Origin of the sequence: Tessaracoccus flavus, from assembly GCF_001997295.1 — a bacterium.
GTDB classification, from domain to species: domain Bacteria; phylum Actinomycetota; class Actinomycetes; order Propionibacteriales; family Propionibacteriaceae; genus Arachnia; species Arachnia flava.
Genome location: NZ_CP019605.1, coordinates 1653909 through 1674340 on the forward strand (window position 1 = coordinate 1653909; position 20432 = coordinate 1674340).

The window sequence follows — 20432 nt, forward strand, 5'->3', positions numbered from 1 at the left end:
GGGCAGGAGGTCGAGGTACTGCTTCCTGGCAGGCATCGCATGGATGACCAACTCTTCACCGCCAACGAGGACGAGGACAACCGTCTCGAGCAGGCGCGCACGGGTATCGAACCCCAACCGGAGCTCTCGGTAGGGAGGTTCGTCGTCGGCAAGCGGCTCAATCCATAGTGCCCACTCTGCCGCCTGGACTGCGTCCTCCGCCGAGACTCCGTGCTTCAGAGCGCTCGTGTGGACCTTCACGCGGCGAAGTGGGTGAGCGCAAAGCGGATGGCCTCGGACCGAGTCATGTGACTCTTGGCAGCAGCAGCATCCAAGGCCTCCAGTTCCTCGCTCGTCAGTCTGACCGCGACAACCTGCATTGGCTCCGCTCCCCGCCCAGGGCGACCTCGCCCGCGTCGCTTGAGCTGATCGACGTCGTAGCCGCGCTCAGCCTCGTCGGCCCACTTCTGGATCTGCTCGTCACTCATGCGCAATAGTGTATGACGAAACTACCATCCGGCCCAGGGGAGGAGGTGCGCGCGCCCCACCGACATGCCCTACTCCAACTCCGGCAGCTGCGTCTACCGTCGGCGAGCCACTGAGCACGCCGCTTGGCCGCTACGTCGGCGAGTACTGCACCTCCCTGGAGACGGCCGGCGCATCGATCACCCTGGTGAAGCTCGACGATGAGTGCCCCTCCTCAGTACGTCGGCCCTACTCGGAGGTGCAGGGCCTGCCGTCAACCGTGAACAGCCACGGCTCCGTCGCGCCGCCCTTGGCGGAGACCACGACCGACGGTGCGCTCAAGGTGATCTTCACATCGACGCCGCCCAGCTCCCGAGGGACCCTGACCCTGCAATGACCGGGTCGTCTGCACGCGTCCGGTCAGCCGATGAGTCAGGCTCGGGGCGCCACAGCATGGCCCAGCCGGCGAAACAGCACCTGCTCGGCGAGGTCGAGGACCCCGGCGTCGCCCGTCAACACGAAACCCGCGCTGGCGGCGAGGAACTGACCGTTGATCTCGAACGCCAGCGCCCGAGGATCCTCGCCCAGAAGCCGGCCCTCGCGCTGTGCGGCGACCACGAGCTGGGCGAATAGTCCAGTGAGGCGCCGCTGGAAGTCGGCGATGGCCTCGCGCACCGGTCCTGGCCGGCTCCCCATCTCGAGGGCTGCGCTGGCAAAGAAGCAGCCGCCGGGGAAGACCCGGTCGCGGAGGTGCTGGAGATAGCGATCGCAGAGTGCCAGGAGCTGCTCGTGCGCGGAGGGCGCAGCCATCGCCGGGGCGACGACCACGTCATCGAAGATCCTCGCAGCCTCCGCCACGGTGGCGAGTTGCAGCTCAACCTTGGAGCCGAAATGCGCATACAACCCGCTCTTGCTCATGTGCAGCTCAGCGGCCAGGCCACCGATCGTGAGGCCCTCGATCCCGTCGACCGACGCCAGCCGCGCGGCGGTCTGCAGGATCGCGGCTCTGGTGCGGCGCCCATCAGCGCGCAGGGCCCGGACTGGTGGGGGTGACGACTCTGGATTCACTCTTGACAAGTTAGCACGAACGGTCGTACTTTTTTTGCAGGACACGACGCCAAGGAGGCGCTCATGAACAAGGCAGCCATTTCCCTGACAACAGGGCTGGAGGACGCCGAGAAGGTCACGGTGGCGTTCCTCGTCGCCGTCGGAGCCGCCGAGGCCGGCCGAGAGACCTTGATGTTCCTCACCAAGGAAGCCGTCCGGCTGGCGGTGTCGGGGTTCGCCCGAGCCACCGCCTGCGAAGGCTGCCCTCCGCTGACCGATCTCATGGACCGCTACGCCGCAGCTGGCGGTCGCTACATCGCGTGCGGTGTGTGCGTGAAGGCCAAGGCCATCGACGCCGGAACGCTGTTGCCCAACGCCGAAGTGGCAGGAACGGTGCAGCTATGGGAATGGATCGGCGAGGGCGCCACCACATTCAGCTTCTGAGTGGGCGGGTGAACGAACAAAGTCCTCGTCACCCACCAGCCGTCGGTGAACGCCCCCTCCCTGCAGCGTCCCCGCGTAGACTGAGACGATCCTCTGATCACCAGGCGCGCAATGAGGCAGCCGGAGCAGCGTGACCTGGCGTCACTGGACACCCTCAGCCGCGTCGCCAACGACCTGGCTGGCGAGTTCCGGCTGGAGCCACTGCTGGAACTCATCCTGCGCAGTTCGGTCACGCTGTTGGGATGCGAGAGCGGCTCCCTCTGCCTCGTGGAGCCGCACACCCACACCTACCGCAAGCAGATCGACGTGCAAGCGGGATGCCAAGCAGGGCGGGTGTTCCCGCTCGAGGAGGGAGTGACAGGCGCCGTCGCTCGCGCGGGACGGCCGGTCACCTTCCGCCACTACGCCGACGTACCCGGTGGCCACGTGTCCGCCGACAGCCCGCTGTATAACAGGGCGGTGATCGGCGTCCCCATCCGCCTCAGATCGGACCTGCTCGGCTCCCTCGTCGTCTTCGCCCCAGACGATGAGTACTGCTTCGGCGACGCCGACGCCCAGCTCCTGCAACGCTTCGCCACCCACGCGGCCATCGCCATGGCCAATGCCCGGCTGCACGCCGAGGCGGCGGACCGCGCGAAGGCGGCCGCGGTGTGGGCCGAGCGGGAGCGCTCGATGCTCGACGTCCAGGACGCCCTCGGGCGCGGGCTCGCCACGGTGCTGTTGGAGTTGGCCCACGCGGAAGAGTTGGCCCTCGCGGAGCAACCGGTGGGCGCCGTGGTGGCGTTGGCCGCTGGCCTGCCGCTGTTCCTGCGCCGCGATCTGGGGTGACACGCAGCGCCTGTATCCTCGAGGGGTGGCTCTGCAGGAGGTTTCGCTCGATGATCCGTTGTCGGGTCTTCGAGCCAGCAACCTCCTGATCGAGACGGAGGTGGGCCGGGCCATCGTGCGGCGCACGCGGCGCAAGAGCCTTCACAAGCTCGTCGCCCACCTGCCCGATGGCCGCCGCACCACGCTGACGGGCGTGCCGGAGGAACGCAGCCTGCGTCAGGCGGCGGCCTCGCTGACGGGGGCGCGCCCGCTGCGGGCCTTCCTGCTGCCCCCCGGGGGTGAAGTGGTGGCGAAGCTGAGGCCTGTTTCGACTGCCCTGCACTACCTGCCCTGGGTTGCGGGTGTGGGGTTGCTGTGGGCGGCCCTCACCAACCCGGGCCTCGGCACGCTACGCGTGGTGTTCCTGGCGCTGGGCATCACCATCGTCATCATCGCCCGAGACGCCTTCGCCAAGTCGCGGCGCTACCGCGACTGGGCGTTCGTCTCCAAGGCCGCGACGACCAAGGCCATCGACTACGTGCTGCCGGGCCTCCCCGAGGAGATCGAGGTCGACGATGTCAAGGTGGAGTACGGCCGGCTGCTGAGCGACATCGTCTACCGGATCGAGTGCCCGGCGCTGTTCGACCCGCACGAGCCCACGTCCAAGGAGTTCACGCTTGCGCTGCTGCAATGGGACAACAACGACGGTGTGGCGGGCCAAGACGAACGCCGGGAGCTCGCGCGCCGGGTGCGCGCCACCTTCGCCGCCGCGCGAGCCAACGCGGAGCGCATCGGCATGGATCATCTCCCCGCCGAGGCCCGAGACAGGGCAGGCACCGCGCTGAAGGCCGCCCGGCTCGCCACCGACGAGGCGGCCCCAGAGCCCGAGCGGCAGGCCGCGCTCGGCCGCGCCGTCGAGATCCTGGATCAGCTGGCCCTGTACTACCTGCCGACGGGGGCACAGGCCCGCCGCGCCATCACCGGCAGCGCGCCGCCCCAACTACCCGGGCGGCGCAACTGATGTTCTCCACATGGCAGCAGGTGCCCCTGAAGGCTTCGTGGGGGCGGGTCGAACCCGGCGCGGTGCTCCTCTTCACCGACGACGAGGCGGTGGTCGTCGACGCGCGCCGCAGCCCCCAGGAACGGAGCAAGGTGCGGCTGCGCATCCAACGCCCCAACGGGGAGCGCTTCGAGCGCGACGTCAAGAGCGGCGAGACCCTGCGCGCCCAGGCGAGAGCACTCCTCCCGCATGGCGAGTATCGCGCCATGGCGCTGCCGGCCGTCATCTGGCATGAGGACGCCCTGTTCTCGCCGCGCAACGTCGCGGCGCTGCTGGCCAGCGCCGTGGTCACCACCACCTTCGTGGTGATCGTGTCCCGCGGCTCCAACGCGTTCGCGTTCGTCTACTTGGCCTTCCTCATCGCAGGCGCCACCGCGATGGCCGTGCGCAAGCGCTGGAAGGGCGGGAAGCTCACCCTCATGGCGCCGGAGCGGTTGGGCCTGACCATGGCCACCGTCCACGACTATGCCTTGACCCGCGAGGCAGGCAAGCTCTGGGTGCCGCCCACCCCGGGCTCGGACCGACGCGGCCTGGCGGTGCGGCGGGTGGCGGCGATCCGCGACTCTTACCTCGCGCTGCGCGAGGACATCGCCTACCGGATCGAGTGCTCAGCCCTGTTCGACCCCAAAGTGCCTGCCACCGCCGTGTTCGAAGAGGCACTGGTCGCTTTCGAGGACGTCACCGACCTGACCCCGACTGACGAGGTCGACGCTCTCGCCACCGAAGTTGAGCTCGCCTTCAATGTGGCGCAGGCCAACGCCGAACGGATCGGATTGAGCCACCTTCCAGAAGACAAGCGCGCCGACGCCCGCCGCGCGGGCAAGGCCGCCCACTTGGCGGCGGGCGCAGCCACCGAGGGCGAGCGGCAGGCGTCGCTGGCGCAGGTCAAGCGCATCCTCGACTCGCTGGCGTTGTACTACCTGCCCACCATCCGCGAGAAGCCGGCGCTCGAGGCATGAGCATACTGAAGGCCTGTGGGGCACACTGGTTGGGGTGACGAACATACAGCCCGCAACCGACGCAAAGTCGGCCGAGTGGCTGCTGCAACCAGGTGCTGACTGGTGGCATCTCGTGCGCTACGGGCCGCCGGGGTTTGACGTCTATGTGCGCATCGCCTTCCCAGAAGACGACGAGGAAGAAGACACCGTCCGCGCAGCTCTGGTCACCTTGGCCTCCCATACGTCCACACCGGACAGGGGCAACGTGGCCGTGTGGGAAGGCTGGAACGGCCACCCGAACCCACCTTCAGCGCCGCGCCTGGAGATTCCCAACCGAAAGATGCTGCTCTTCGCCGGCCCTCTCGAGATGCTGCGTGATGCTCCGGCGCAGGCTTGGGGAGAGACGTCAGGCATCCATGTCCCCCCTCACCTGGTGTGGCCCGCGGATCAAGGTTGGTGCTTGGCGTGCGAGGTCGACGAGGAAATCGAGTTCACCGTCGGCTGCTCCGATCGGGTAGCCCATGCCCTTGCCAGCGCGTTCCCGGGCAGGGTTCGACGGGTGCGGTACGGGGAAGAGGCTCCGCTCTACCGCGACGAGGTGGACGCACCACTCAACGACGCTGGTTCTCGGTCGACCGAAGAAGTCATCTACCTGCCGCTCCCGCGCGGGATCCATGGCGGTGCCCCAAGGGCCACCGAGGAGGCCTGAAGCGCAAGCATCAGATCCTCGATCTCCGCGGCAACCGCGACGTCAACGATGGGTCTTCATGACCTCGATGGTGCAGCGTGGGCCGGTGGATCGTGCGAGGCGCCTCTCGCCGGTGAGCAGGGGCGCCTGGAGTGCTTCGGCGAGGGCAACGTAGGCGGCGTCGTAGATGGTGAGATTGTCCCGAAGTTCCCAACAGCGCCACAGCAGCGAGGTGTGCTCGACGCGCTGGAGTGGCAGTTCCTGCAGGTCGTCAAGAGCAAGCCTGACCCGGCGCGGGTCCAGGTGGCCGCCGCGGGCCAGGCCGCGCCACACCGAGGCCACTTCGAGGTCGATCAGTGCGGGTGCGGCGAGTTGTTCACCGCGCAGCCTGTCCCGCACTGCGTCACCGTCTCGGCCGTCGTCAAGCAGGGCGACAGCCAGAACGCTGGCGTCAATGACGAGCACGATCGAACCGCAAAGCGCTCACCGCGTCGGCCAGCGGCAGCGATCCGCCGGCGCGCCCGCCGGCCCGGGCCAACACCTCGTCCAGCGTCGGTTGGGCGGCTTCCGCGATCAGCTTCGAGCGCAGGTACTCCTGCAGTGACTGGTGTGCCGCGCTTGCCCGCTGTCGCAGCACAGCGTGCGTGTCGTCCGGCACGTCCTTGATCTGAATGTTCGGCACGGAGCCATTATGGCGCCACTCGCGCCGCTATGGAAGCCTACGCTATTCAGCATGATGGAGCGCGCGAACGGCGGCAATTGCTTGCGACCACGCTCCTGAGGCATCGGGGCGACACTGGAGTCAGCTCTCGACCGGTACGGCGAGCGAGGTATGCCGCCAGATGAAGCCGTCGCGGAGCACGAACGACCCGACAATTCGGACCGTGTTACCGGCCACGTCCTGAAGAACGTCGTAAAGAAGCGTGTCCTCGGTACGACAAACCGTGGTGGCCTTGACGATGCGCCGCGGCGGAAAGACGGCCTGCGTGAAGAGTTCCAGGATGGCTTCGGCACCGTCGACCGCGCCCCCTTCATGAAGCACGACTCCCTGGGGGTGGTAGCGGTTCGCCAGTCCATCGGCGTCACCCGCCTCGAGCAAGGCAACCTGTTCGGCGAGAAGCGTCGCGGTGTCTAGGCCCATAACGATGAGACTAGACCGACCGTGGCCAGCCCCGCCAGTCTCACCTGGGTCCAGCAGAAAAGGCATCACAATTCAACATAGGTTTCACGAAAAGGTCTCCAACTCGGTCGATAGTCTGCCCAACATGTCTTTGACCGACGCGGACCGTGAAGCTCTCAGGCAGATATTCGAAACCGAATCGAATCTTGACCGCTGGCGGATCAGAGCTCGTAGCGTGGAAGAACCAGAGGTTGGCAGCGACCTGGCCCTTAACGACAAGATCTTTCCACACATGGCTATCAGCCAACTCGTCCGTATATCACTCGTACTCTCCGGCGAGCATCTGCGGCTCGCACTCGATTCGCTGCGTGCGAAACAGTTGTACCCCTCAGCACATTTCACGGTGTTGCGCGGGGCGCTAGTCGGGGCTTCTCAGGGGGTCTGGATCCTGAGCCCTGAGGATGGCCAGGAGCGCCGCGAGCGTGGTCTTGCGGTTCTCGACGAGATGTACACACAGATGGAGAAGTACTACAACGCCCTCGGTGGGCTGTCGGGCGAAGAGCAGGCGAGCCTCGATGATCAGAAGAGCTGGCTAAGTGATCGCAGGACCGGTGTCGCGGACGTGCGGACACGCAATGCTCAGCTCAACCTCACCGAAGTCGTCCGGGAAGCAGCGGAGGACGTATTCACTGGCGTCCGTCAGCAGGAAGCGGTTCGTCGCCTATGGCGTGAGATGAGTGCCGACGCGCACGTTCTGGGGTGGTCTCTTTTCCAGCGCTCGACGTTCGGACCACCTGACCGACGAACGGGAATTGGCGAGGGAAGAGCTTCCGGGAGTCCAAGTCACGTTGCCAACGCATTCCTAGCGTCATATCGAACGCTTAAGCACGGCTGGTCTTTGTTCGACCGCCGGTGCGAGGCGGTGGACTGAGTCTGAGGGGCCACTCTGCCGCGGGCATCTGGAGTCCCGATCGTCCTGGCCCGCAGAAGAGGCCCCAGCGCGGCAATAGCGGATGTTCGCAGCCAGGCTCTGCATGCCGCAGGTTTCAAGGGCTGGTGGGACGAAGTGGGAGCAGCACAGAGCGGGGTGGGCGCGTCGGGTCATGGTCGTCTGGGTGGGATGGGTCAGTCGTGGACGGGGTGCTCGTGGGCGGCGTGGTTGGGTCCTTCGAGTTGGATCGTGGAGTGCTCGATGTCGAAATCGTGGCGAAGACGCTCTTGGACGGCGTCGAGGAGGTGGAGGGCGTGCTTGTCGCGGAAGCACTCGTCGTCGATGACCACGTGCGCGGTGAGAACGGGGATGCCGGTGGCGACCTGGGTGGCGTGCAGGTCGTGCACGTCGTGGACGTGGGACAGCTGGAGGATGCTCTTGCGCACGGCTGCGAGGTCGAGCCCGGGCGGCGTGGACTCCATGAGGACATGCACCGCGTCGCGCAGGAGGCGGATGGTGCGGGGGACGATGAGCACGACAATGACCAGCGAGGCAATGGCATCCGCTCGATCGAAGCCGGTGGTGGCGATGACCACTGCGGCAACGAGGACAGCCACGGAACCCAGCGCGTCGTTGACGACCTCGAGGAAGGCGGCGCGCATATTGAGGTTGGCCGCGCGAGCCCGGGCCAAGATGAACATTCCGACGACGTTACCGAGCAGACCGATCAACCCGAAGACCACCATCGCTGTGGACGTGACCTCGGGCGGCTGACGTAGCCGTTGGATGGCCTCGATCAGGATGAAGACCCCCACGGCGAGCAGGAGCAGGGCCTGCGCGGCAGCTCCTAGTATCTCGGCGCGCAGGAACCCCCAGGTGCGAAACGGGGTGGCGGGGCGTCGGGACAAGGTTGCGGCGACCAAGGCCATGCTGAGCCCGGCGACATCGGTGAGCATGTGACCGGCATCGGCGAGCAGAGCCAAGCTGCCCGAGATGACGGCACCGACCACCTCGACGATCAGGACCGTGACGGTGATGCCCAGTACGACAGCCAGCCGCCCGCGGTGATCGGCCAGACCCGCGGTGTGGTCGTGCCCGTGGTTGCCACTCATCGCTCGACGCCCTCACGGTGGGCCCCCACCGTGGCGGGCGCGCTGGTGCAGCAGGAGTCAGGCTCGTGCGCGGCAAGCGGGGCTGGCGCACACCCACACTGCTCGCCGCGCCAAGCCTCCACACCCTCTCGGACCGCCACCGCGCTGATCACCAGGGCCGCGACCGGGTCCGCCCACCACCAACCCCACGCCATGTTGGCGACCAGCCCGAAAAGCAAGACGGCCGAGAGGTACGTGCACAACAGCGTCTGCTTGGAGTCCGCGACCACGCTGCTGGACCCCAGCTCACGTCCGGTGCGACGCTGAGCCCACGACAGGAAAGGCATGATCACCAGAGACAGCGCCGCGATGACCACCCCGACGGTCGACCCATCCGGCGGTTCGTGCGCAACCAGAGCCCCGACCGCCTCGAACACGACGTACCCCGCCAGAGCGAAGAACGACACCGCGATCAACCGGAGCGCCTGAGCCTCCCTCGACTCCGGCATTCGATGACGGAACTGCCACAAGATGATCAACCCGCTGGCAACCTCCACGGTGGAGTCAAGACCGAAACCCACCAGCGCCATCGAAGAAGCAGCCGCACCCGCCACAACCGCGACCACAGCCTCACCCGCGTTGTACGCCACCGACGCTCCCGCCAATAGCTGCGCCCGACGACCCAACGCCTGCCGACGCTCCGCCGGAAGCGGCGACGCCACAGGCTGCGCACACGAACTCATGACGACCCCCTCCCGAACCGTGGGCATAGGGTCACCGCATCACCCGTCAAGCCAAGGAGCCGCTCCGCCGCAGACAGCAAGTCCAGAATCGCCTCAGGATGGGCCAAGGAATACACCGACGCCCGCCCCCGCGCTCGGACCTGGACGATGCCACAGTCCAGCAGGCAGGCCAAGTGTTTGCTCACCGTCGACTGTGCCAAATCAAGATGCCCCGTCAGGTCGACCACCCGGTGCTCACCCAGCAACAGATGCTGGACGATCACCAGCCGAGACCGGTCCGCGAACCCGTTGAACAAGCACGCCGCCGCATCCGCCGCCGCTCTCTCCCCAGACCCCAACGAGAAATCGTCTATCAGAGTTGTCATCGCCATAAGGCGATCCTATCCCTACTGCCAGCAACTCACCTCTCCAAGCCGTGCCATCAGCAGCCGGGGGCCCGGTCATCGGAAGAATCGAGCGCTGACCGCGGCAGATCCGGACGGCCGCGCGCGTCATGACGTGTGGCAAGGTGAAGCAACGGCCCGGGAAAGCAAGGGAGTGTGGGGTGACGACGAGGACTGTCGAGAATCACGTCAACGTCCCGGCTGCCGCGTCCGATGTGTGGGATCGAGCCGTGAATCCGGACGGCATCAACTTCGAGATGCGGCCCTGGATGACGATGAGCATGCCACCCGGAGCGGCCGGGCTGTCAGTCGAGGACATCCCCCTTGGACAACCCGTCGGCCGCGCCTGGCTCCGGCTGTTCGGCCTCATCCCTTTCGACTTCGACCGCCTGACTATTGTCGAGCTCGAGTCGGGCCGGCGGTTCCTGGAGCGGTCCACGATGTTGAGCATGCGGTGTTGGGAGCACGAGCGGACGTTGACGCCGGTCGCAGGAGGTACGCGGGTGCACGACCGCGTGACCTTTCGGCCGCGCCTGCCGATCCCGGGCCTCGCCGCCCTCTTGGAGCGCGTGGTACATGCCTTCTTCAGGCATCGACACCGCCGGTTGCAGGAGTACTTCGGCAAGTGACCATCGAGGGGGTCGCGACGCACGCGAAGCGGCAAATCCGCGTGTTCCGTGTCGCCACCTCGGAGGTGTCACTGTCGCGCTCTAGCCTGACCCCGTGACTCCTTTTAGTTCATTGCCCGTCCGCGAGGTGGTCGGTGACTCCGGTGAGGATGATCAGGGCTGGCCGTTCACCATGGGCGCAGTGAGGCAACTGCTGTCAGACGGGCTGGAGCTGTCCTGGTTGACGGTCCTGGTCGGGGAGAACGGGGTCGGGAAGTCCACCATCATCGAAGCAATCGCCATGGCATACGGCCTGAGCCCCGAGGGCGGCAGCACACACCTGAGGCCCTCGGAGCGTCCCACCGAGTCGCCGCTGCACGCACGGATCCGGCTGGTGCGCGGCCTTTCCCGTTCCCGCTGGGGGTACTTTCTGCGCGCCGAGACCATGCACGGACTGATCACTTTCCTCGAGCAGAACCCTGGCGCCGACAGTCGCTACCACGAGCGCTCGCACGGCCAGGCGTTCACCGAGCTCCTCGACACCAAACTGGAACACATGTCCCGCAGGGGCGGATTCCTGGTTCTCGACGAACCGGAGGCCGGGCTCTCGATCGTGACCCAGATCAAACTGGCCAACCTCCTGACGGAACTACGCCACGACGGCATCCAAGTGCTGATGGCCACCCACTCCCCGATCCTCACCGCCACCCCAGGCGCCCGCATCATCGAACTGGACGACGACGGACTCAACACCCGTGCCTGGAAAGACCTGATGACCGTGGCGCTGTACCGACGGTTCCTCGCCGACCCCGGCTACTTCGGCCTGGAGTGAACACGCGCCACCGCGCAGAGCACGATCCAGACGCAGCACATCCGGATTGCTCAGTACCAGGCATTGGCGCAGCTGTTGCTCAGCCAGCACGACTGCTCACTTCGCGCCAGCACATCAGAGGTTCCGGCGTCTCCTTCAGCTTCCAGACGCGAATGCAAACAGTAGCGACGGAACACTCAGGAGAGCCCACGTTCCCATCAGGTAGCAGATCGCGAGGGAAACCAAAGCCAGACCCCTGCCGCGATCTCCCCGGCACTTGATCTGCTGCAACGCGACGTGCCCAGCACCCACGCCAAAGACAGCGACCGAGATAAAGCCGAACCCGAACATCCCACCGAGCGCCAGCAGCGACAGCAGGAGCGAAGCCACAGCCAACTTGTTCACCACAGGTGACGGTACCGACTCAAGGCCGATCGATTCCGTAGTCCAAGCAGTCGCCATGACTGAAGACTAGGACACCAGCGGGCGACTGAGGTGAGGCCACGGAGTTTCCGCATCGGCCGGGCCCAAGGAGCCATCGACCAAGATCCCCCGAGGGGCCATTGGCCATTGGTCTCGACAGCAATCACCATTGCGGCTTGCGGCATGAGCGGGTCCGCGCTTCGGGTACCGGAAGCCGACAGGCTACCCTCGCGCACCCTGCGGCATGACCGGCCGAGGCATGATGGCCGTGTGACTGGGCCGAGGCAGACGCGACAGGGTGCTGAGCACCAGCGACGCTCCGTGGAGCGTGGAGCAGTGGCCGTGGGGCTGGCAGGGCTGGCCGCCTTCCAAGCAGCCCTTGCGATCGGGACCCCTTGGGGCCGAGCCAGCTACGGCGGCGCTCACATCGGCGTGCTTCCCAGCCGCCTCAGGGTCGTGAGCGCAGGAGCCGCGCTCCTCTACAGCGGACTCTCTGTCGCGATCGTGAGTCGTCGCACCCCGCTGAGGGTGCGCCGCCATGTCCTGACCGGAATCACCGCACTGATGGGTGTGGGTGCCGTCCTGAACGGCATCTCGCCCTCCTGGCCCGAGCGAGCGACGTGGACTCCCACAACCGCCCTGCTGGCAGCACTGGCTTGGCGAGCTCGCCGGGACGGCTGAGACGTTCCTCCGAGCGGCATCTCAGTGCGTTCGACACGTGCCCGCTGATGAGGGGACGTCGGCTAGGTGCCGGCCTTCGGCTATGACGTTGAGCGCCCGCGTGTGAGGTCGGGGAGGAATCGCCCGACTGTGGAGGCGTACTGGCGGTAGCGGTCGCCGTGCAGACGTGCAAGGGCCGGCTCCTCAACCAGGCGTACCTGCAGCTGGACGCCGACGCAGAAGGCGACCAGCGCGAGCACTGTCGCCGCGCTGGGGACCAGGAGGGTGACCCCGACCAGGGTCAGGCCCATGGCGCTGAAGATGGGGTTGCGCACGAGGGCGAACGGTCCCGTGGTGACGAGCTCGGTCACCTCGTCGGGGTCGACCCCCACCCGCCAGGAGGCCCCCATGGCAGCCTGGGCGACGAACACCGCAGCCAGTCCGACGGCGGCGACGAGCAGGCCTGCCCACGACACCACGCCCGGGGCTTCCCACCGCAGCTGCGGAGCGAGGAGGGCCCCGACCAGGCCCGCACCGCACAGCAGGAGGGCACCGATGAACAGGACCACCCCCATCCGGCCGGCCGGGTGCCGGGCCGGGGTCCTGCGCACCCCGGAGTCCCCGGTCCGGCGCCGGTGCAGCCAGGCACGGACGCCGAAGGCGCCTGCGAGCCCGATCACGTAGACCGCGAGGGCGACACCTGCGCTCACCCGTGGTCCCCACTCATCGATCCCACCCATACCCGCAATAATATGAGGAATCCCTCACGTTCAGTACTCGCATCTGGAGGTGGCCGATGGCGGCGTCGACGGCGGCGCAGAACCCCCGCAAACAGCCGCAGCAGCGCCGTTCCCGGGCGACGGTGGACAAGATCCTGGCCGCAGCGGCTCAGGTTCTGGCCGAGGAGGGGGACGGGGCCACGACGGACAGGATCGCCGCGCGGGCCGGGGTCTCCATCGGCTCGCTCTACCAGTACTTCCCCAACAAGGGCGCGCTCATGCTCGAGCTCGCGCGACGGCACATGGCCGCCGCGGGCGAGGTCCTCGACCACGTCCTCCGGCTCGGCCGACCCAGGAGCGTGTGGCTCCCCGAGGCCGTCGCTGCGGTGGCGGCGCTGCACGAGGACGGTGACCTGCACCGGGTCCTCTACGACCACGCTGCGAGCACCCCTGCGCTCGCCGAGGCCTTCGAGCAGACCAACGAGGCCCTCCGGAGCCGCGTCGAGGAGCTGCTACGTGCCGAGACGGACCTGGCCGACCCGGGGACGACGGCCCAGGTGCTGGTGGCGCTGGTGGAGTCGCTGACGCACCGGCTGGTCGGCACGACCGACGCCGACACGCTCGCGCGCGAGGTCACCCGGGCGGCGAACGCGTACCTGAACGCAGCCTGCGCCAGCCCTCGCCCTGTCGGTGCTAGCCCCTAGCCTGACTGTATGCATCTCTCCCAGCACCTGCAGCCGATCACGGAGACAGAGGCGGTAGCCCTAGCCTCCTGCTGGGGCGTCTCGGCCCAAGACGTCATCGACACGCGTCGATCATCCTGGGTGCAGGCGACCTCGCCCGGCGACGCCACGGGGCCGAGACTCGTTCAGTTCCGCGACCGTACCCTGGCGGTCTATCCGCATCCAGGTGAACCGAACCAAGCCTGGGCACCGCGATTCCTGGCCGTCCGCGCGTTCGCCGACACCGCGACCGCTCCGATGCCCGAGCGAGCCACGGCTCGGCTCCACAGCACGGACGCACCACTGGTCGTCGACCTGCACGAGCGATGCTCACGGGCTGACCTCGCAGCAGCCACACCCCATCTGGGGCAAGAGACGATCCTGGCCCGTGGGGTCATCATCGATCACCGTCTGGTGGCGATGTGCACGCTGGTGCCCACTTGCGCCGGCCCTCCGGAAGTCAGCGTCCTAGCCTGCCCCTCCAGCAGGGGGCGAGGCTACGCGACTGCTGCCGAGCGTGCCGTCCTCGTCGATGCAGCACGACACGGCATCGGCACGGTCCAACACAGAACCATCGCCCAAGACCACGCCTCCATCTCACTCGCACTCCGTAGCGGGTTCCGAATCCTGACCTTAGAGCACATCGTCCAACCCGCCAGCACGACCGACAGGTAAACCGACAGCTCAGCCAACATCCACCGATCATCAGCGGTAGAGGCTGTCGACGCCGGATCGACGGGTCGTCCGCAGATGGGCATGAGCGTGATGTCACGACCATCGGCAGATGCGGAAGTTCTAACTCGTACTGTCTCCCCAGTCGGCGCCTCCGGTTGGCGAGGGCAGATGGAGAGGACTCCAGACACCACGCCTGAGCCCCTTGGCTTCGACCACCCCTCGGGGCTGTTAAGCGCCCACCGCCAAGCCCTGAGTACGCTTGATGGTCAACTGCACCTTCGCGGCCATCGTGTAGGCGTCGTCGTGGTTGTAGATGCCGTGGACCACGTACGCGGTGGAGGTGGGTGTGGTGAGCTTGAACAGCAGCGCCCGGTACTGCTGGTCCACGCGGCCGGTGCGGGCGCGGGAATCGGCGGCGGTGTGGACGGGCTCGATGTGCAGGCCGGGGGCGCTGTCGTCCTGGGCGAGCTTCTCGAGGAAGCTGTAGGCCTTCTGCCTGATCGAGGAGTCGAGCAGCTTGTCCTGCTTCGGGTAGATGATGACGCTCTCAGGCACCGGTCTGCTGCTTCCATGCCGCCGCGATCGAGGCCGCGTCGGGCGCGAGGATGCGCCACCCGTCCACCTCGACGTCCGGGGCGGGGTCCAGCTGCACCGCGATCTTCTCGCTCGTCCACACCAGCTCGAACGGCACCCCGTCGAGTTCGTAGCCCACCTCGCCGTCGGGCGCTGCCACCCCGGCCTCGCTCAACGCGGCGATGAGGTCCAACACTTCGGCCGACTCCCCCGCCAGCTCCTCGACGATCGGCTGCCACTCGGCGCCGACGTCGACGCCCCCGTGCAGTACGCCAAGAAGATCATCCTTCGCCCGATGGACGTCTCGAACAACCCCGAGGCCATCCGTCGCATGGGTGTCATCTCCTGCAAACGCATGATCGAGGCGGACATCTACGGCAACGTGAACTCCACGCACGTGATGGGCTCTCGGATGCAGAAACGGCATTGGCGGCTCGGGCGACTTCACCGGCAACGCCTTCTTCTCCTGCTTCGTCTCGCCGTCGACGGCGAAGGGCGACGCCATCTCGGCGATCGTCCCGATGGTCAACCACGTCGACCACACCGAGCACGACGTGTCGGTCATCATCACGGAGCAGGGCCTCGCCGACCTGCGCGGCCTGGCCCCCCGCCAGCGTGCGGAGAAGATCATCGAGAACTGCGCGCACCCCGATTTCAAGGAACCGCTGCGCGAGTACGTGAAGCTGGCCCACACCAAGGCCAACGGCATGCACACGCCGCACGACCTGCGCACCGCCCTCGGGTGGCACATCCGCTTCCTCGAAACCGGCACCATGAAGGAGTGACCTCCCGCCTTCCCAGCATGGACGGGGCCCGCGCACCAGGCGCGGGCCCCGTTCGTGTTCGGACCCGTCACTCGACGGCGAACAGGTCGCCGGGCTGGCAGCCCAGGACGTCGCAGAGCGCCGTGAGGGTGGAGAACCGGATCGCCTTGGCGCGCTGGTTCTTGAGGATGGAGAGGTTGACGACGGTCACCCCCACCTCGTCGGCCAGGGCGGTCAGCGTCATGCCCCTCGCCTCCAACAATTCATCCAGCCGACACACCACCCGGTGCGCCTCCTCCACCGCCATCTCACACCAGCCCCTCGGCGTCGGCCTCCAGGCGAATGCCGCGCCTGAAGGCCTCGGCCAGCGCGGCGAGCATCGCTCCGCCGACGACGATGGCGATGAACCCCACGTCGAAGCTGACCTGGAAGAGCACCGTCTCGCCGGTTGCCCTGGAGGTGAGGTGGCCGGAGACAAGGCCGACCACAGCCTGGTGCACGATGGCGCCGATGCTGACGACGTAGGACAGCGCCCGCATCCGGTTGACGGTGGCCGCGGTGAAGGGCTGGTCGGCCTGGACGGAGTCCAGCACCCGCCACAGGAGCCAGGTTGCCACCGCCATGAGCGCGACGAGGACCAGCGACGGCGCCATGCTGGCCAGCAACAGCCCGGCGTCGGGGTTCTCGAATCGCGCCATCATGGTGCTGCCGGTGGTAAGGACCACGCCCGGGACGGTCGGGTCGTACTGGATGGCGGTGGAGGCGGGCAGCTCGACCTCCAGCGCCTCCCCGCTGATCCACGCCCCAAGCGAGGTACCGATGGCGAGGATCGCGGTCAGTGCGGTGGCGCCCGCCGCGATCAATTTGGTGACGGAGAAGTCCGTCTTGTCGAACCTGAGCTTGTCCGTGGCCTCCATGGCTTTCCTTTCAATCAAGCTGTATATCGAAGAACAATACCATCGTTTATCGATATGCACAACGTTTCTCGACATGTTTCTTCGCCGGTCGAGCCGGGCTCGGTGACCACCGCCGGTCGGCCGGGGTGCGGGCGAGGAACGAGCCCACTCCCGATCGAAACCCTCGTGATCGTTCCCGCGGACCGGGGTTTGAGCACTTTTGACTGCACGACTTCCCGGGCACTGAACCCGTCAGCCAACCCGGCAAGCGCAACCCCACGCTTCTCCGCAACCGACACAACACATCCCCTTCAGATCTGTTGCACCCACCCCCTGAACTCGCGCGGCGTGTCGAGGCGTGACCCCATCCATTTGCTCACGGAGGGTGACGCAGGGAGGGTGCTGTCAGGGGGCGTCCACGACGGCGACCCCGTCGCCCACCCGGTCGAAGTAGACGCTCTGGCCGTCGTGGATGGCCCCGCTGAGCAGCCCCTTGGCAAGCGCGTCCTCGATGGTCGACTGCACCAGCCGACGCAGAGGCCGGGCGCCGTACACCGGGTCGAAGCCCACCTCCCCCAGCCACTGCTTGGCCGCGTCCGAAACCTCGACGGTGATGCGCCGGCTCGCGAGCCGCGCACCCAGGCGGCGCAGCTGAATGTCCACGATCTGCGCCAGCTGCTCCTGTGTGAGGGCCTCGAACAGCACCGTCTCGTCGAGCCGGTTGAGGAACTCGGGCCTGAACGCCTGCCGCACCACCGACATCACCGAGGCCTCCTTCTCCTCGCGCGAGAGCATCGGGTCGGCCATGAACTGCGAGCCCAGGTTTGAGGTCATGATCAGCAGCGTGTTGCGGAAATCGACGGTGCGGCCCTGGCCATCGGTGAGCCTGCCGTCGTCGAGCACCTGCAGCAGGATGTTGACCAGATCCGGGTGCGCCTTCTCCACCCAGTCAGCTGGCCGCCCTCCTCGTAGGCGATGTAGCCGGGAGGGGCGCCGACAAGGCGGGCCACGGAGTGCTTCTCCGAGTACTCGCTCATGTCGATGCGTACCAGCGTGGTCTCGTCGTCGAACAGGAAATCAGCCAGGGCCTTGGCCAGCTCGGTCTTGCCCACGCCAGTGGGGCCGAGGAACAGGAACGAGCCCGTGGGCCTGTTCGGGTCGGAGATGCCAGCGCGCGAGCGGCGCACCGCATCCGAGACGGCCACGACGGCGGAGCGCTGCCCGATCAGCCGCTCCCCGATCCGCTCCTCCATCTGGAGCAGCTTCTCGGATTCGCCCTCCAACATGCGCCCAACCGGCACGCCCGTCCAGGCCGAGACGACCTCCGCGATGTCGGAGGCGCTGACCTCTTCGGAGACCATCGACGCCGTCGCGTCGGAGGCCTCCGCCTCAGCCAGCTCCTTCTCCGCGGCAGGGATCTCGCCGTAGAGGATCGTCGAGGCCTTCGTGAGGTCGCCTTCGCGCTGGGCGCGATCGGCCTCCATGCGGAGCTGGTCGATGCGCTCCTTCAGGTCGCCAACCCGGTTGAGCCCGCCCTTCTCGGACTCCCAGCGGTTCTCCAGCCCCCGCAGGGTCTCCTGCGCGTCGGCCAGCTCGGCCCGCAGCGCGGCCAGCCGCTCCTTCGACGCCTCGTCGGCCTCCTTCTCCAGATGGAAGGTCTGCATGGTCATCCGGTCCACGTCGCGGCGCAGCATGTCGATCTCCTCCGGCGACGAGTCGATCTCCATCCGCAGCCGCGACGCCGCCTCGTCCACCAGGTCGATGGCCTTGTCGGGCAGCTGCCGCGACGTGATGTACCGGTCCGACAGCGACGCGGCCGCCACCAGCGCCGAGTCCGTGATCCGCACCTTGTGGTGCGCCTCGTAGCGCTCACGCAGGCCGCGCAGGATCGCCACGGTGTCGTCGACGGAGGGCTCGCCCACGTAGACCTGCTGGAAGCGGCGCTCCAGCGCCGGGTCCTTCTCGATCCGCTCGCGGTACTCATCCAGCGTGGTGGCACCGATCATCCGCAGCTCACCGCGGGCCAGCATGGGCTTGAGCATGTTGCCGGCGTCCATCGCGCCCTCGCCCGAGGCACCCGCCCCGACGACGGTGTGCAGCTCGTCGATGAAGGTGATCACCTGGCCCTCCGCCTCGCGGATCTCGTTGAGGACGGCCTTGAGCCGCTCCTCGAACTCACCGCGGTACTTCGCGCCGGCCACCATGGAGGCCAGATCGAGGGAAACGAGCCGCCGGCCCTTCAGCGAATCCGGCCCGTCGCCTGCCACGAGCCGCTGGGCGAGGCCCTCGACGACGGCGGCCTTGCCGACGCCGGGCTCACCGATCAGCACGGGGTTGTTCTTGGTGCGCCGCGCCAGCACCTGCACCACGCGGCGGATCTCGGAGTGCCGGCCGATGACCGGGTCCAGCTTGCCGGAGCGGGCGCGCTCGGTGAGGTCGATCGAGTACTTCTCCAGCGCGGACTCGCCGCCCTCGGACTCGGCGGAGGTGACGCGCTTGCCGCCGCGGGACGCCTCGAAGGCGGCCTGCAGCGCGTCTGCTGGCCGCGCCGTCGCGGATCGTCTTGGCCTGGGACGCGATGCTGGCCAGGCCGTGGGTGAGGGCCTGACGGACCGCCGCCGTGACGGCGTTCGAGGCCAGCAGCGCCAACCGCGCCTACGTCCAATGGCTGGAGGAACAGTCGATGCTGCACGACGCCCGCCAGGTATCGCGCCAGGTTGCTGGCTCGCACACCATGTGGGCCAACGCCTACGCCCACCCGGACCCCCGTGCAGCAGGGCACGCGATTCAGGACGTGGCGGGCAACACCTTGGGCCGCAGCTTCGCCGCGGACGGGACCGTGCTCTCCGGACACGGCGGCATCCCCGGCACCCCGGTCCGGGACATCCCCGGCATCGGCATCCCGAGCAACCACATGGTCGTGCCCGAGGGCGTCCGGATCCGGATGTACGGAGCCGAGGGCGACACGATACTCGACAGCCTGGGCAACCAGATCGAGCGGCAGATGCGGTGGCCGTTCTGCCCCCCCGACCGTGGATGTCTACGGGCCCGGGGACGTCATCCCCGAGCACGTGCTCTACCCGCCCACGCCGGACCTGGACATCATCAACAACCCCGTCACGGGGTCCACCGCGACGTCCCTGGCCGACCTGATCACCCCCAACGGCGGCACCTACGACTGGGCGGCGTGCCGCAACTACCCCCCTGCTGCCCTGAGAGGAGTCCCATGTGCCACGAGGACGGGTCGGTGCTCTCACCGCGGAAGTGGCCCTGGCAGAAGGACACGCTGGCCTTCGGGTGGCTCGACCCGAGGCGCCCCTTCCGGGAGGGCCCGTGCCCGTCGGAGGTGAGGCGCGGGCTCATCGACAAGGCGATCCCGCCGGTCTGGCCGGACGGAACGCCGGCGCCGATCGACACCGCCTTCGCGATCAAGGTGCCTGCCGGCACCGAGATCCACACCGGTACGGTCGCGAACCAGGGTGGCCTGTGGATGGGCGGCACGGAGCAGGTGGTCGTCGTCAAACCCTGGGAGATCGGCGGGGTCGAGGTGGGCTACAGTTGGCCGCCGAAGTGATGATGGGGTGCGAAGGAGGAGAGGACATGGTCGAGGAACCCCAGGCGATGGCGTCGGTGTTGGCCGAGCTGGAGGCGCTGCTGCGGCCAACGGAACCCCGGTGGGCCCATGCCATGGCTCGCTACCGTGCCCGGCTGGAGGGAGGGGAACCGGTGTCCGATGTGGCGCGCGATGTGGTGACGCTCTACTCCGCGGGCATGGGTGGTTGGAACGATGTCGTCCTGCAGGACGCGCGAGGAGTCCTCACCGAGCAGCGGGAGTTCCACCGGCTCCGCACGGAGCTCTTCCACGTGGCCAGGGACGCGACCTGA

29 protein-coding genes and 2 pseudogenes are annotated in these 20432 nt (G+C 67.5%); 16 read left to right on the forward strand and 15 right to left on the reverse strand.

Annotated features, from left to right (window positions below):
* The first annotated feature begins 39 nt into the window (after positions 1 to 39).
* Positions 40 to 168, forward strand: coding sequence for a hypothetical protein (locus tag RPIT_RS15950; RefSeq protein ID WP_257787340.1), 129 nt, complete (start codon positions 40 to 42; stop codon positions 166 to 168).
* A gap of 68 nt (positions 169 to 236) precedes the next feature.
* Here the strand turns inward: RPIT_RS15950 and RPIT_RS07540 are convergent, their stop codons facing one another.
* Positions 237 to 467, reverse strand: coding sequence for a ribbon-helix-helix protein, CopG family (locus tag RPIT_RS07540; RefSeq protein WP_077342021.1), 231 nt, complete (start codon positions 465 to 467; stop codon positions 237 to 239).
* Positions 468 to 652: 185 nt separating this feature from the next.
* Here RPIT_RS07540 and RPIT_RS15355 point away from each other — a divergent pair, with 185 nt between their 5' ends.
* Positions 653 to 841 (forward strand): hypothetical protein, encoded by a 189-nt coding sequence (locus RPIT_RS15355; protein WP_077342022.1) that lies wholly within the window; start codon positions 653 to 655, stop codon positions 839 to 841.
* 35 nt (positions 842 to 876) lie between these two features.
* On the opposite strand, the gene RPIT_RS07550 is transcribed toward RPIT_RS15355, so the two are convergent.
* Positions 877 to 1512, reverse strand: a complete 636-nt coding sequence (locus RPIT_RS07550) for a TetR/AcrR family transcriptional regulator (RefSeq protein WP_162274516.1) — start codon at positions 1510 to 1512, stop codon at positions 877 to 879.
* 63 nt (positions 1513 to 1575) lie between these two features.
* On the opposite strand from RPIT_RS07550, the gene RPIT_RS07555 reads away from it, so the two are divergent.
* The 5 genes from RPIT_RS07555 (at position 1576) to RPIT_RS07575 (ending at position 5449) form a co-directional block, all read left to right on the forward strand.
* Complete coding sequence (locus RPIT_RS07555) at positions 1576 to 1935, forward strand: DsrE family protein (protein ID WP_077342024.1); 360 nt, start codon at positions 1576 to 1578, stop codon at positions 1933 to 1935.
* Between the two features lie 111 nt (positions 1936 to 2046).
* On the forward strand, positions 2047 to 2763 hold the full coding sequence (locus tag RPIT_RS07560; RefSeq protein WP_077342025.1) for a GAF domain-containing protein: 717 nt from the start codon (positions 2047 to 2049) through the stop codon (positions 2761 to 2763).
* A gap of 25 nt (positions 2764 to 2788) precedes the next feature.
* The gene (locus tag RPIT_RS07565) at positions 2789 to 3763 is read left to right on the forward strand and encodes a hypothetical protein (protein WP_077342026.1); all 975 of its coding nucleotides are present in this window, start codon (positions 2789 to 2791) and stop codon (positions 3761 to 3763) included.
* Complete coding sequence (locus tag RPIT_RS07570; protein WP_077342027.1) at positions 3763 to 4761, forward strand: hypothetical protein; 999 nt, start codon at positions 3763 to 3765, stop codon at positions 4759 to 4761. The genes RPIT_RS07565 and RPIT_RS07570 overlap by 1 nt, the downstream gene beginning before the upstream one ends.
* A gap of 34 nt (positions 4762 to 4795) precedes the next feature.
* Complete coding sequence (locus tag RPIT_RS07575) at positions 4796 to 5449, forward strand: hypothetical protein (RefSeq protein WP_077342028.1); 654 nt, start codon at positions 4796 to 4798, stop codon at positions 5447 to 5449.
* Positions 5450 to 5491: 42 nt separating this feature from the next.
* On the opposite strand, the gene RPIT_RS07580 is transcribed toward RPIT_RS07575, so the two are convergent.
* The 3 genes from RPIT_RS07580 to RPIT_RS07590 form a co-directional block, all read right to left on the reverse strand.
* On the reverse strand, positions 5492 to 5893 hold the full coding sequence (locus RPIT_RS07580) for a type II toxin-antitoxin system VapC family toxin (protein WP_077342029.1): 402 nt from the start codon (positions 5891 to 5893) through the stop codon (positions 5492 to 5494).
* Positions 5880 to 6110, reverse strand: a complete 231-nt coding sequence (locus tag RPIT_RS07585) for a FitA-like ribbon-helix-helix domain-containing protein (RefSeq protein WP_077342030.1) — start codon at positions 6108 to 6110, stop codon at positions 5880 to 5882. The genes RPIT_RS07580 and RPIT_RS07585 overlap by 14 nt, the downstream gene beginning before the upstream one ends.
* Positions 6111 to 6230: 120 nt before the next feature.
* Complete coding sequence (locus tag RPIT_RS07590) at positions 6231 to 6569, reverse strand: nuclear transport factor 2 family protein (protein ID WP_077342031.1); 339 nt, start codon at positions 6567 to 6569, stop codon at positions 6231 to 6233.
* 124 nt (positions 6570 to 6693) lie between these two features.
* On the opposite strand from RPIT_RS07590, the gene RPIT_RS07595 reads away from it, so the two are divergent.
* Positions 6694 to 7479: a hypothetical protein gene (locus tag RPIT_RS07595; protein WP_077342032.1), complete on the forward strand. Its 786-nt coding sequence runs from the start codon at positions 6694 to 6696 to the stop codon at positions 7477 to 7479.
* Positions 7480 to 7673: 194 nt separating this feature from the next.
* Here the strand turns inward: RPIT_RS07595 and RPIT_RS07600 are convergent, their stop codons facing one another.
* The 3 genes from RPIT_RS07600 to RPIT_RS07610 are packed head-to-tail and all read right to left on the reverse strand — an operon-like array spanning position 7674 to position 9684.
* On the reverse strand, positions 7674 to 8591 hold the full coding sequence (locus RPIT_RS07600) for a cation diffusion facilitator family transporter (RefSeq protein WP_077342033.1): 918 nt from the start codon (positions 8589 to 8591) through the stop codon (positions 7674 to 7676).
* A complete protein-coding gene (locus RPIT_RS07605; RefSeq protein ID WP_218121678.1) occupies positions 8588 to 9313 on the reverse strand; it encodes a cation diffusion facilitator family transporter in 726 nt (241 codons plus the stop codon). Before RPIT_RS07605 ends, RPIT_RS07600 begins: the two co-directional genes overlap by 4 nt.
* Positions 9310 to 9684, reverse strand: coding sequence for an ArsR/SmtB family transcription factor (locus tag RPIT_RS07610; protein ID WP_418361358.1), 375 nt, complete (start codon positions 9682 to 9684; stop codon positions 9310 to 9312). The genes RPIT_RS07605 and RPIT_RS07610 overlap by 4 nt, the downstream gene beginning before the upstream one ends.
* 173 nt (positions 9685 to 9857) lie before the next feature.
* On the opposite strand from RPIT_RS07610, the gene RPIT_RS07615 reads away from it, so the two are divergent.
* A complete protein-coding gene (locus tag RPIT_RS07615; RefSeq protein ID WP_077342036.1) occupies positions 9858 to 10325 on the forward strand; it encodes an SRPBCC family protein in 468 nt (155 codons plus the stop codon).
* A gap of 94 nt (positions 10326 to 10419) precedes the next feature.
* Positions 10420 to 11136: an AAA family ATPase gene (locus tag RPIT_RS07620; RefSeq protein ID WP_077342037.1), complete on the forward strand. Its 717-nt coding sequence runs from the start codon at positions 10420 to 10422 to the stop codon at positions 11134 to 11136.
* A 135-nt stretch (positions 11137 to 11271) separates the two neighbouring features.
* Here RPIT_RS07620 and RPIT_RS07625 read toward each other — a convergent pair whose 3' ends face one another.
* The gene (locus RPIT_RS07625) at positions 11272 to 11577 is read right to left on the reverse strand and encodes a DUF4190 domain-containing protein (protein WP_077342038.1); all 306 of its coding nucleotides are present in this window, start codon (positions 11575 to 11577) and stop codon (positions 11272 to 11274) included.
* Between the two features lie 231 nt (positions 11578 to 11808).
* Between RPIT_RS07625 and RPIT_RS07630 the strand changes: the two genes are divergently transcribed.
* Positions 11809 to 12219 carry a hypothetical protein gene (locus RPIT_RS07630; protein ID WP_143028306.1) on the forward strand — a complete coding sequence of 137 codons (411 nt, stop codon included), beginning with the start codon at positions 11809 to 11811 and terminating at the stop codon, positions 12217 to 12219.
* 80 nt (positions 12220 to 12299) lie between these two features.
* Here the strand turns inward: RPIT_RS07630 and RPIT_RS07635 are convergent, their stop codons facing one another.
* The gene (locus RPIT_RS07635; protein WP_077342040.1) at positions 12300 to 12938 is read right to left on the reverse strand and encodes a methyltransferase family protein; all 639 of its coding nucleotides are present in this window, start codon (positions 12936 to 12938) and stop codon (positions 12300 to 12302) included.
* Positions 12939 to 12994: 56 nt separating this feature from the next.
* Between RPIT_RS07635 and RPIT_RS07640 the strand changes: the two genes are divergently transcribed.
* Positions 12995 to 13621: a TetR/AcrR family transcriptional regulator gene (locus tag RPIT_RS07640; RefSeq protein ID WP_077342041.1), complete on the forward strand. Its 627-nt coding sequence runs from the start codon at positions 12995 to 12997 to the stop codon at positions 13619 to 13621.
* A 9-nt stretch (positions 13622 to 13630) separates the two neighbouring features.
* Positions 13631 to 14314, forward strand: a complete 684-nt coding sequence (locus tag RPIT_RS07645; RefSeq protein WP_077342043.1) for a GNAT family N-acetyltransferase — start codon at positions 13631 to 13633, stop codon at positions 14312 to 14314.
* Positions 14315 to 14542: 228 nt separating this feature from the next.
* Here the strand turns inward: RPIT_RS07645 and RPIT_RS07650 are convergent, their stop codons facing one another.
* Positions 14543 to 14869, reverse strand: coding sequence for a hypothetical protein (locus RPIT_RS07650; protein ID WP_077342045.1), 327 nt, complete (start codon positions 14867 to 14869; stop codon positions 14543 to 14545).
* Complete coding sequence (locus RPIT_RS07655; protein ID WP_077342047.1) at positions 14862 to 15083, reverse strand: hypothetical protein; 222 nt, start codon at positions 15081 to 15083, stop codon at positions 14862 to 14864. Before RPIT_RS07655 ends, RPIT_RS07650 begins: the two co-directional genes overlap by 8 nt.
* 72 nt (positions 15084 to 15155) lie before the next feature.
* Between RPIT_RS07655 and RPIT_RS07660 the strand changes: the two are divergent.
* A pseudogene (locus tag RPIT_RS07660) lies at positions 15156 to 15672 on the forward strand (acetyl-CoA hydrolase/transferase C-terminal domain-containing protein); the annotation flags it as partial.
* A gap of 67 nt (positions 15673 to 15739) precedes the next feature.
* Here the strand turns inward: RPIT_RS07660 and RPIT_RS07665 are convergent.
* The 3 genes and pseudogenes from RPIT_RS07665 to RPIT_RS07675 all read right to left on the reverse strand — a co-directional run.
* Positions 15740 to 15895 carry a helix-turn-helix domain-containing protein gene (locus tag RPIT_RS07665; RefSeq protein WP_335755105.1) on the reverse strand — a complete coding sequence of 52 codons (156 nt, stop codon included), beginning with the start codon at positions 15893 to 15895 and terminating at the stop codon, positions 15740 to 15742.
* Positions 15896 to 15959: 64 nt separating this feature from the next.
* Positions 15960 to 16568, reverse strand: coding sequence for a DUF2975 domain-containing protein (locus RPIT_RS07670; protein ID WP_162274517.1), 609 nt, complete (start codon positions 16566 to 16568; stop codon positions 15960 to 15962).
* A 384-nt stretch (positions 16569 to 16952) separates the two neighbouring features.
* Positions 16953 to 19084, reverse strand: a pseudogene (locus RPIT_RS07675) (ATP-dependent Clp protease ATP-binding subunit); the annotation flags it as partial.
* 83 nt (positions 19085 to 19167) lie between these two features.
* Here RPIT_RS07675 and RPIT_RS15245 point away from each other — a divergent pair.
* Both RPIT_RS15245 and RPIT_RS07685 read left to right on the forward strand, forming a co-directional pair.
* Positions 19168 to 20121: a putative adhesin gene (locus RPIT_RS15245; RefSeq protein WP_077342053.1), complete on the forward strand. Its 954-nt coding sequence runs from the start codon at positions 19168 to 19170 to the stop codon at positions 20119 to 20121.
* A 26-nt stretch (positions 20122 to 20147) separates the two neighbouring features.
* Positions 20148 to 20432 carry a hypothetical protein gene (locus RPIT_RS07685; RefSeq protein ID WP_077342055.1) on the forward strand — a complete coding sequence of 95 codons (285 nt, stop codon included), beginning with the start codon at positions 20148 to 20150 and terminating at the stop codon, positions 20430 to 20432.

Excerpts from the sequence above, each read along its gene's own strand:
- RPIT_RS15950 (WP_257787340.1), top strand. The coding sequence starts at position 40 with ATGGATGACCAACTCTTCACCGCCAACGAGGACGAGGACAACCGTCTC.
- RPIT_RS07540 (WP_077342021.1), bottom strand. The coding sequence starts at position 467 with ATGAGTGACGAGCAGATCCAGAAGTGGGCCGACGAGGCTGAGCGCGGC.
- RPIT_RS07555 (WP_077342024.1), top strand. The coding sequence starts at position 1,576 with ATGAACAAGGCAGCCATTTCCCTGACAACAGGGCTGGAGGACGCCGAG.
- RPIT_RS07560 (WP_077342025.1), top strand. The coding sequence starts at position 2,047 with ATGAGGCAGCCGGAGCAGCGTGACCTGGCGTCACTGGACACCCTCAGC.
- RPIT_RS07570 (WP_077342027.1), top strand. The coding sequence starts at position 3,763 with ATGTTCTCCACATGGCAGCAGGTGCCCCTGAAGGCTTCGTGGGGGCGG.
- RPIT_RS07590 (WP_077342031.1), bottom strand. The coding sequence starts at position 6,569 with ATGGGCCTAGACACCGCGACGCTTCTCGCCGAACAGGTTGCCTTGCTC.
- RPIT_RS07595 (WP_077342032.1), top strand. The coding sequence starts at position 6,694 with ATGTCTTTGACCGACGCGGACCGTGAAGCTCTCAGGCAGATATTCGAA.
- RPIT_RS07600 (WP_077342033.1), bottom strand. The coding sequence starts at position 8,591 with ATGAGTGGCAACCACGGGCACGACCACACCGCGGGTCTGGCCGATCAC.
- RPIT_RS07605 (WP_218121678.1), bottom strand. The coding sequence starts at position 9,313 with ATGAGTTCGTGTGCGCAGCCTGTGGCGTCGCCGCTTCCGGCGGAGCGT.
- RPIT_RS07610 (WP_418361358.1), bottom strand. The coding sequence starts at position 9,684 with ATGGCGATGACAACTCTGATAGACGATTTCTCGTTGGGGTCTGGGGAG.
- RPIT_RS07625 (WP_077342038.1), bottom strand. The coding sequence starts at position 11,577 with ATGGCGACTGCTTGGACTACGGAATCGATCGGCCTTGAGTCGGTACCG.
- RPIT_RS07635 (WP_077342040.1), bottom strand. The coding sequence starts at position 12,938 with ATGGGTGGGATCGATGAGTGGGGACCACGGGTGAGCGCAGGTGTCGCC.
- RPIT_RS07640 (WP_077342041.1), top strand. The coding sequence starts at position 12,995 with ATGGCGGCGTCGACGGCGGCGCAGAACCCCCGCAAACAGCCGCAGCAG.
- RPIT_RS07645 (WP_077342043.1), top strand. The coding sequence starts at position 13,631 with ATGCATCTCTCCCAGCACCTGCAGCCGATCACGGAGACAGAGGCGGTA.
- RPIT_RS07665 (WP_335755105.1), bottom strand. The coding sequence starts at position 15,895 with ATGACGCTGACCGCCCTGGCCGACGAGGTGGGGGTGACCGTCGTCAAC.
- RPIT_RS07670 (WP_162274517.1), bottom strand. The coding sequence starts at position 16,568 with ATGGAGGCCACGGACAAGCTCAGGTTCGACAAGACGGACTTCTCCGTC.
- RPIT_RS07685 (WP_077342055.1), top strand. The coding sequence starts at position 20,148 with ATGGTCGAGGAACCCCAGGCGATGGCGTCGGTGTTGGCCGAGCTGGAG.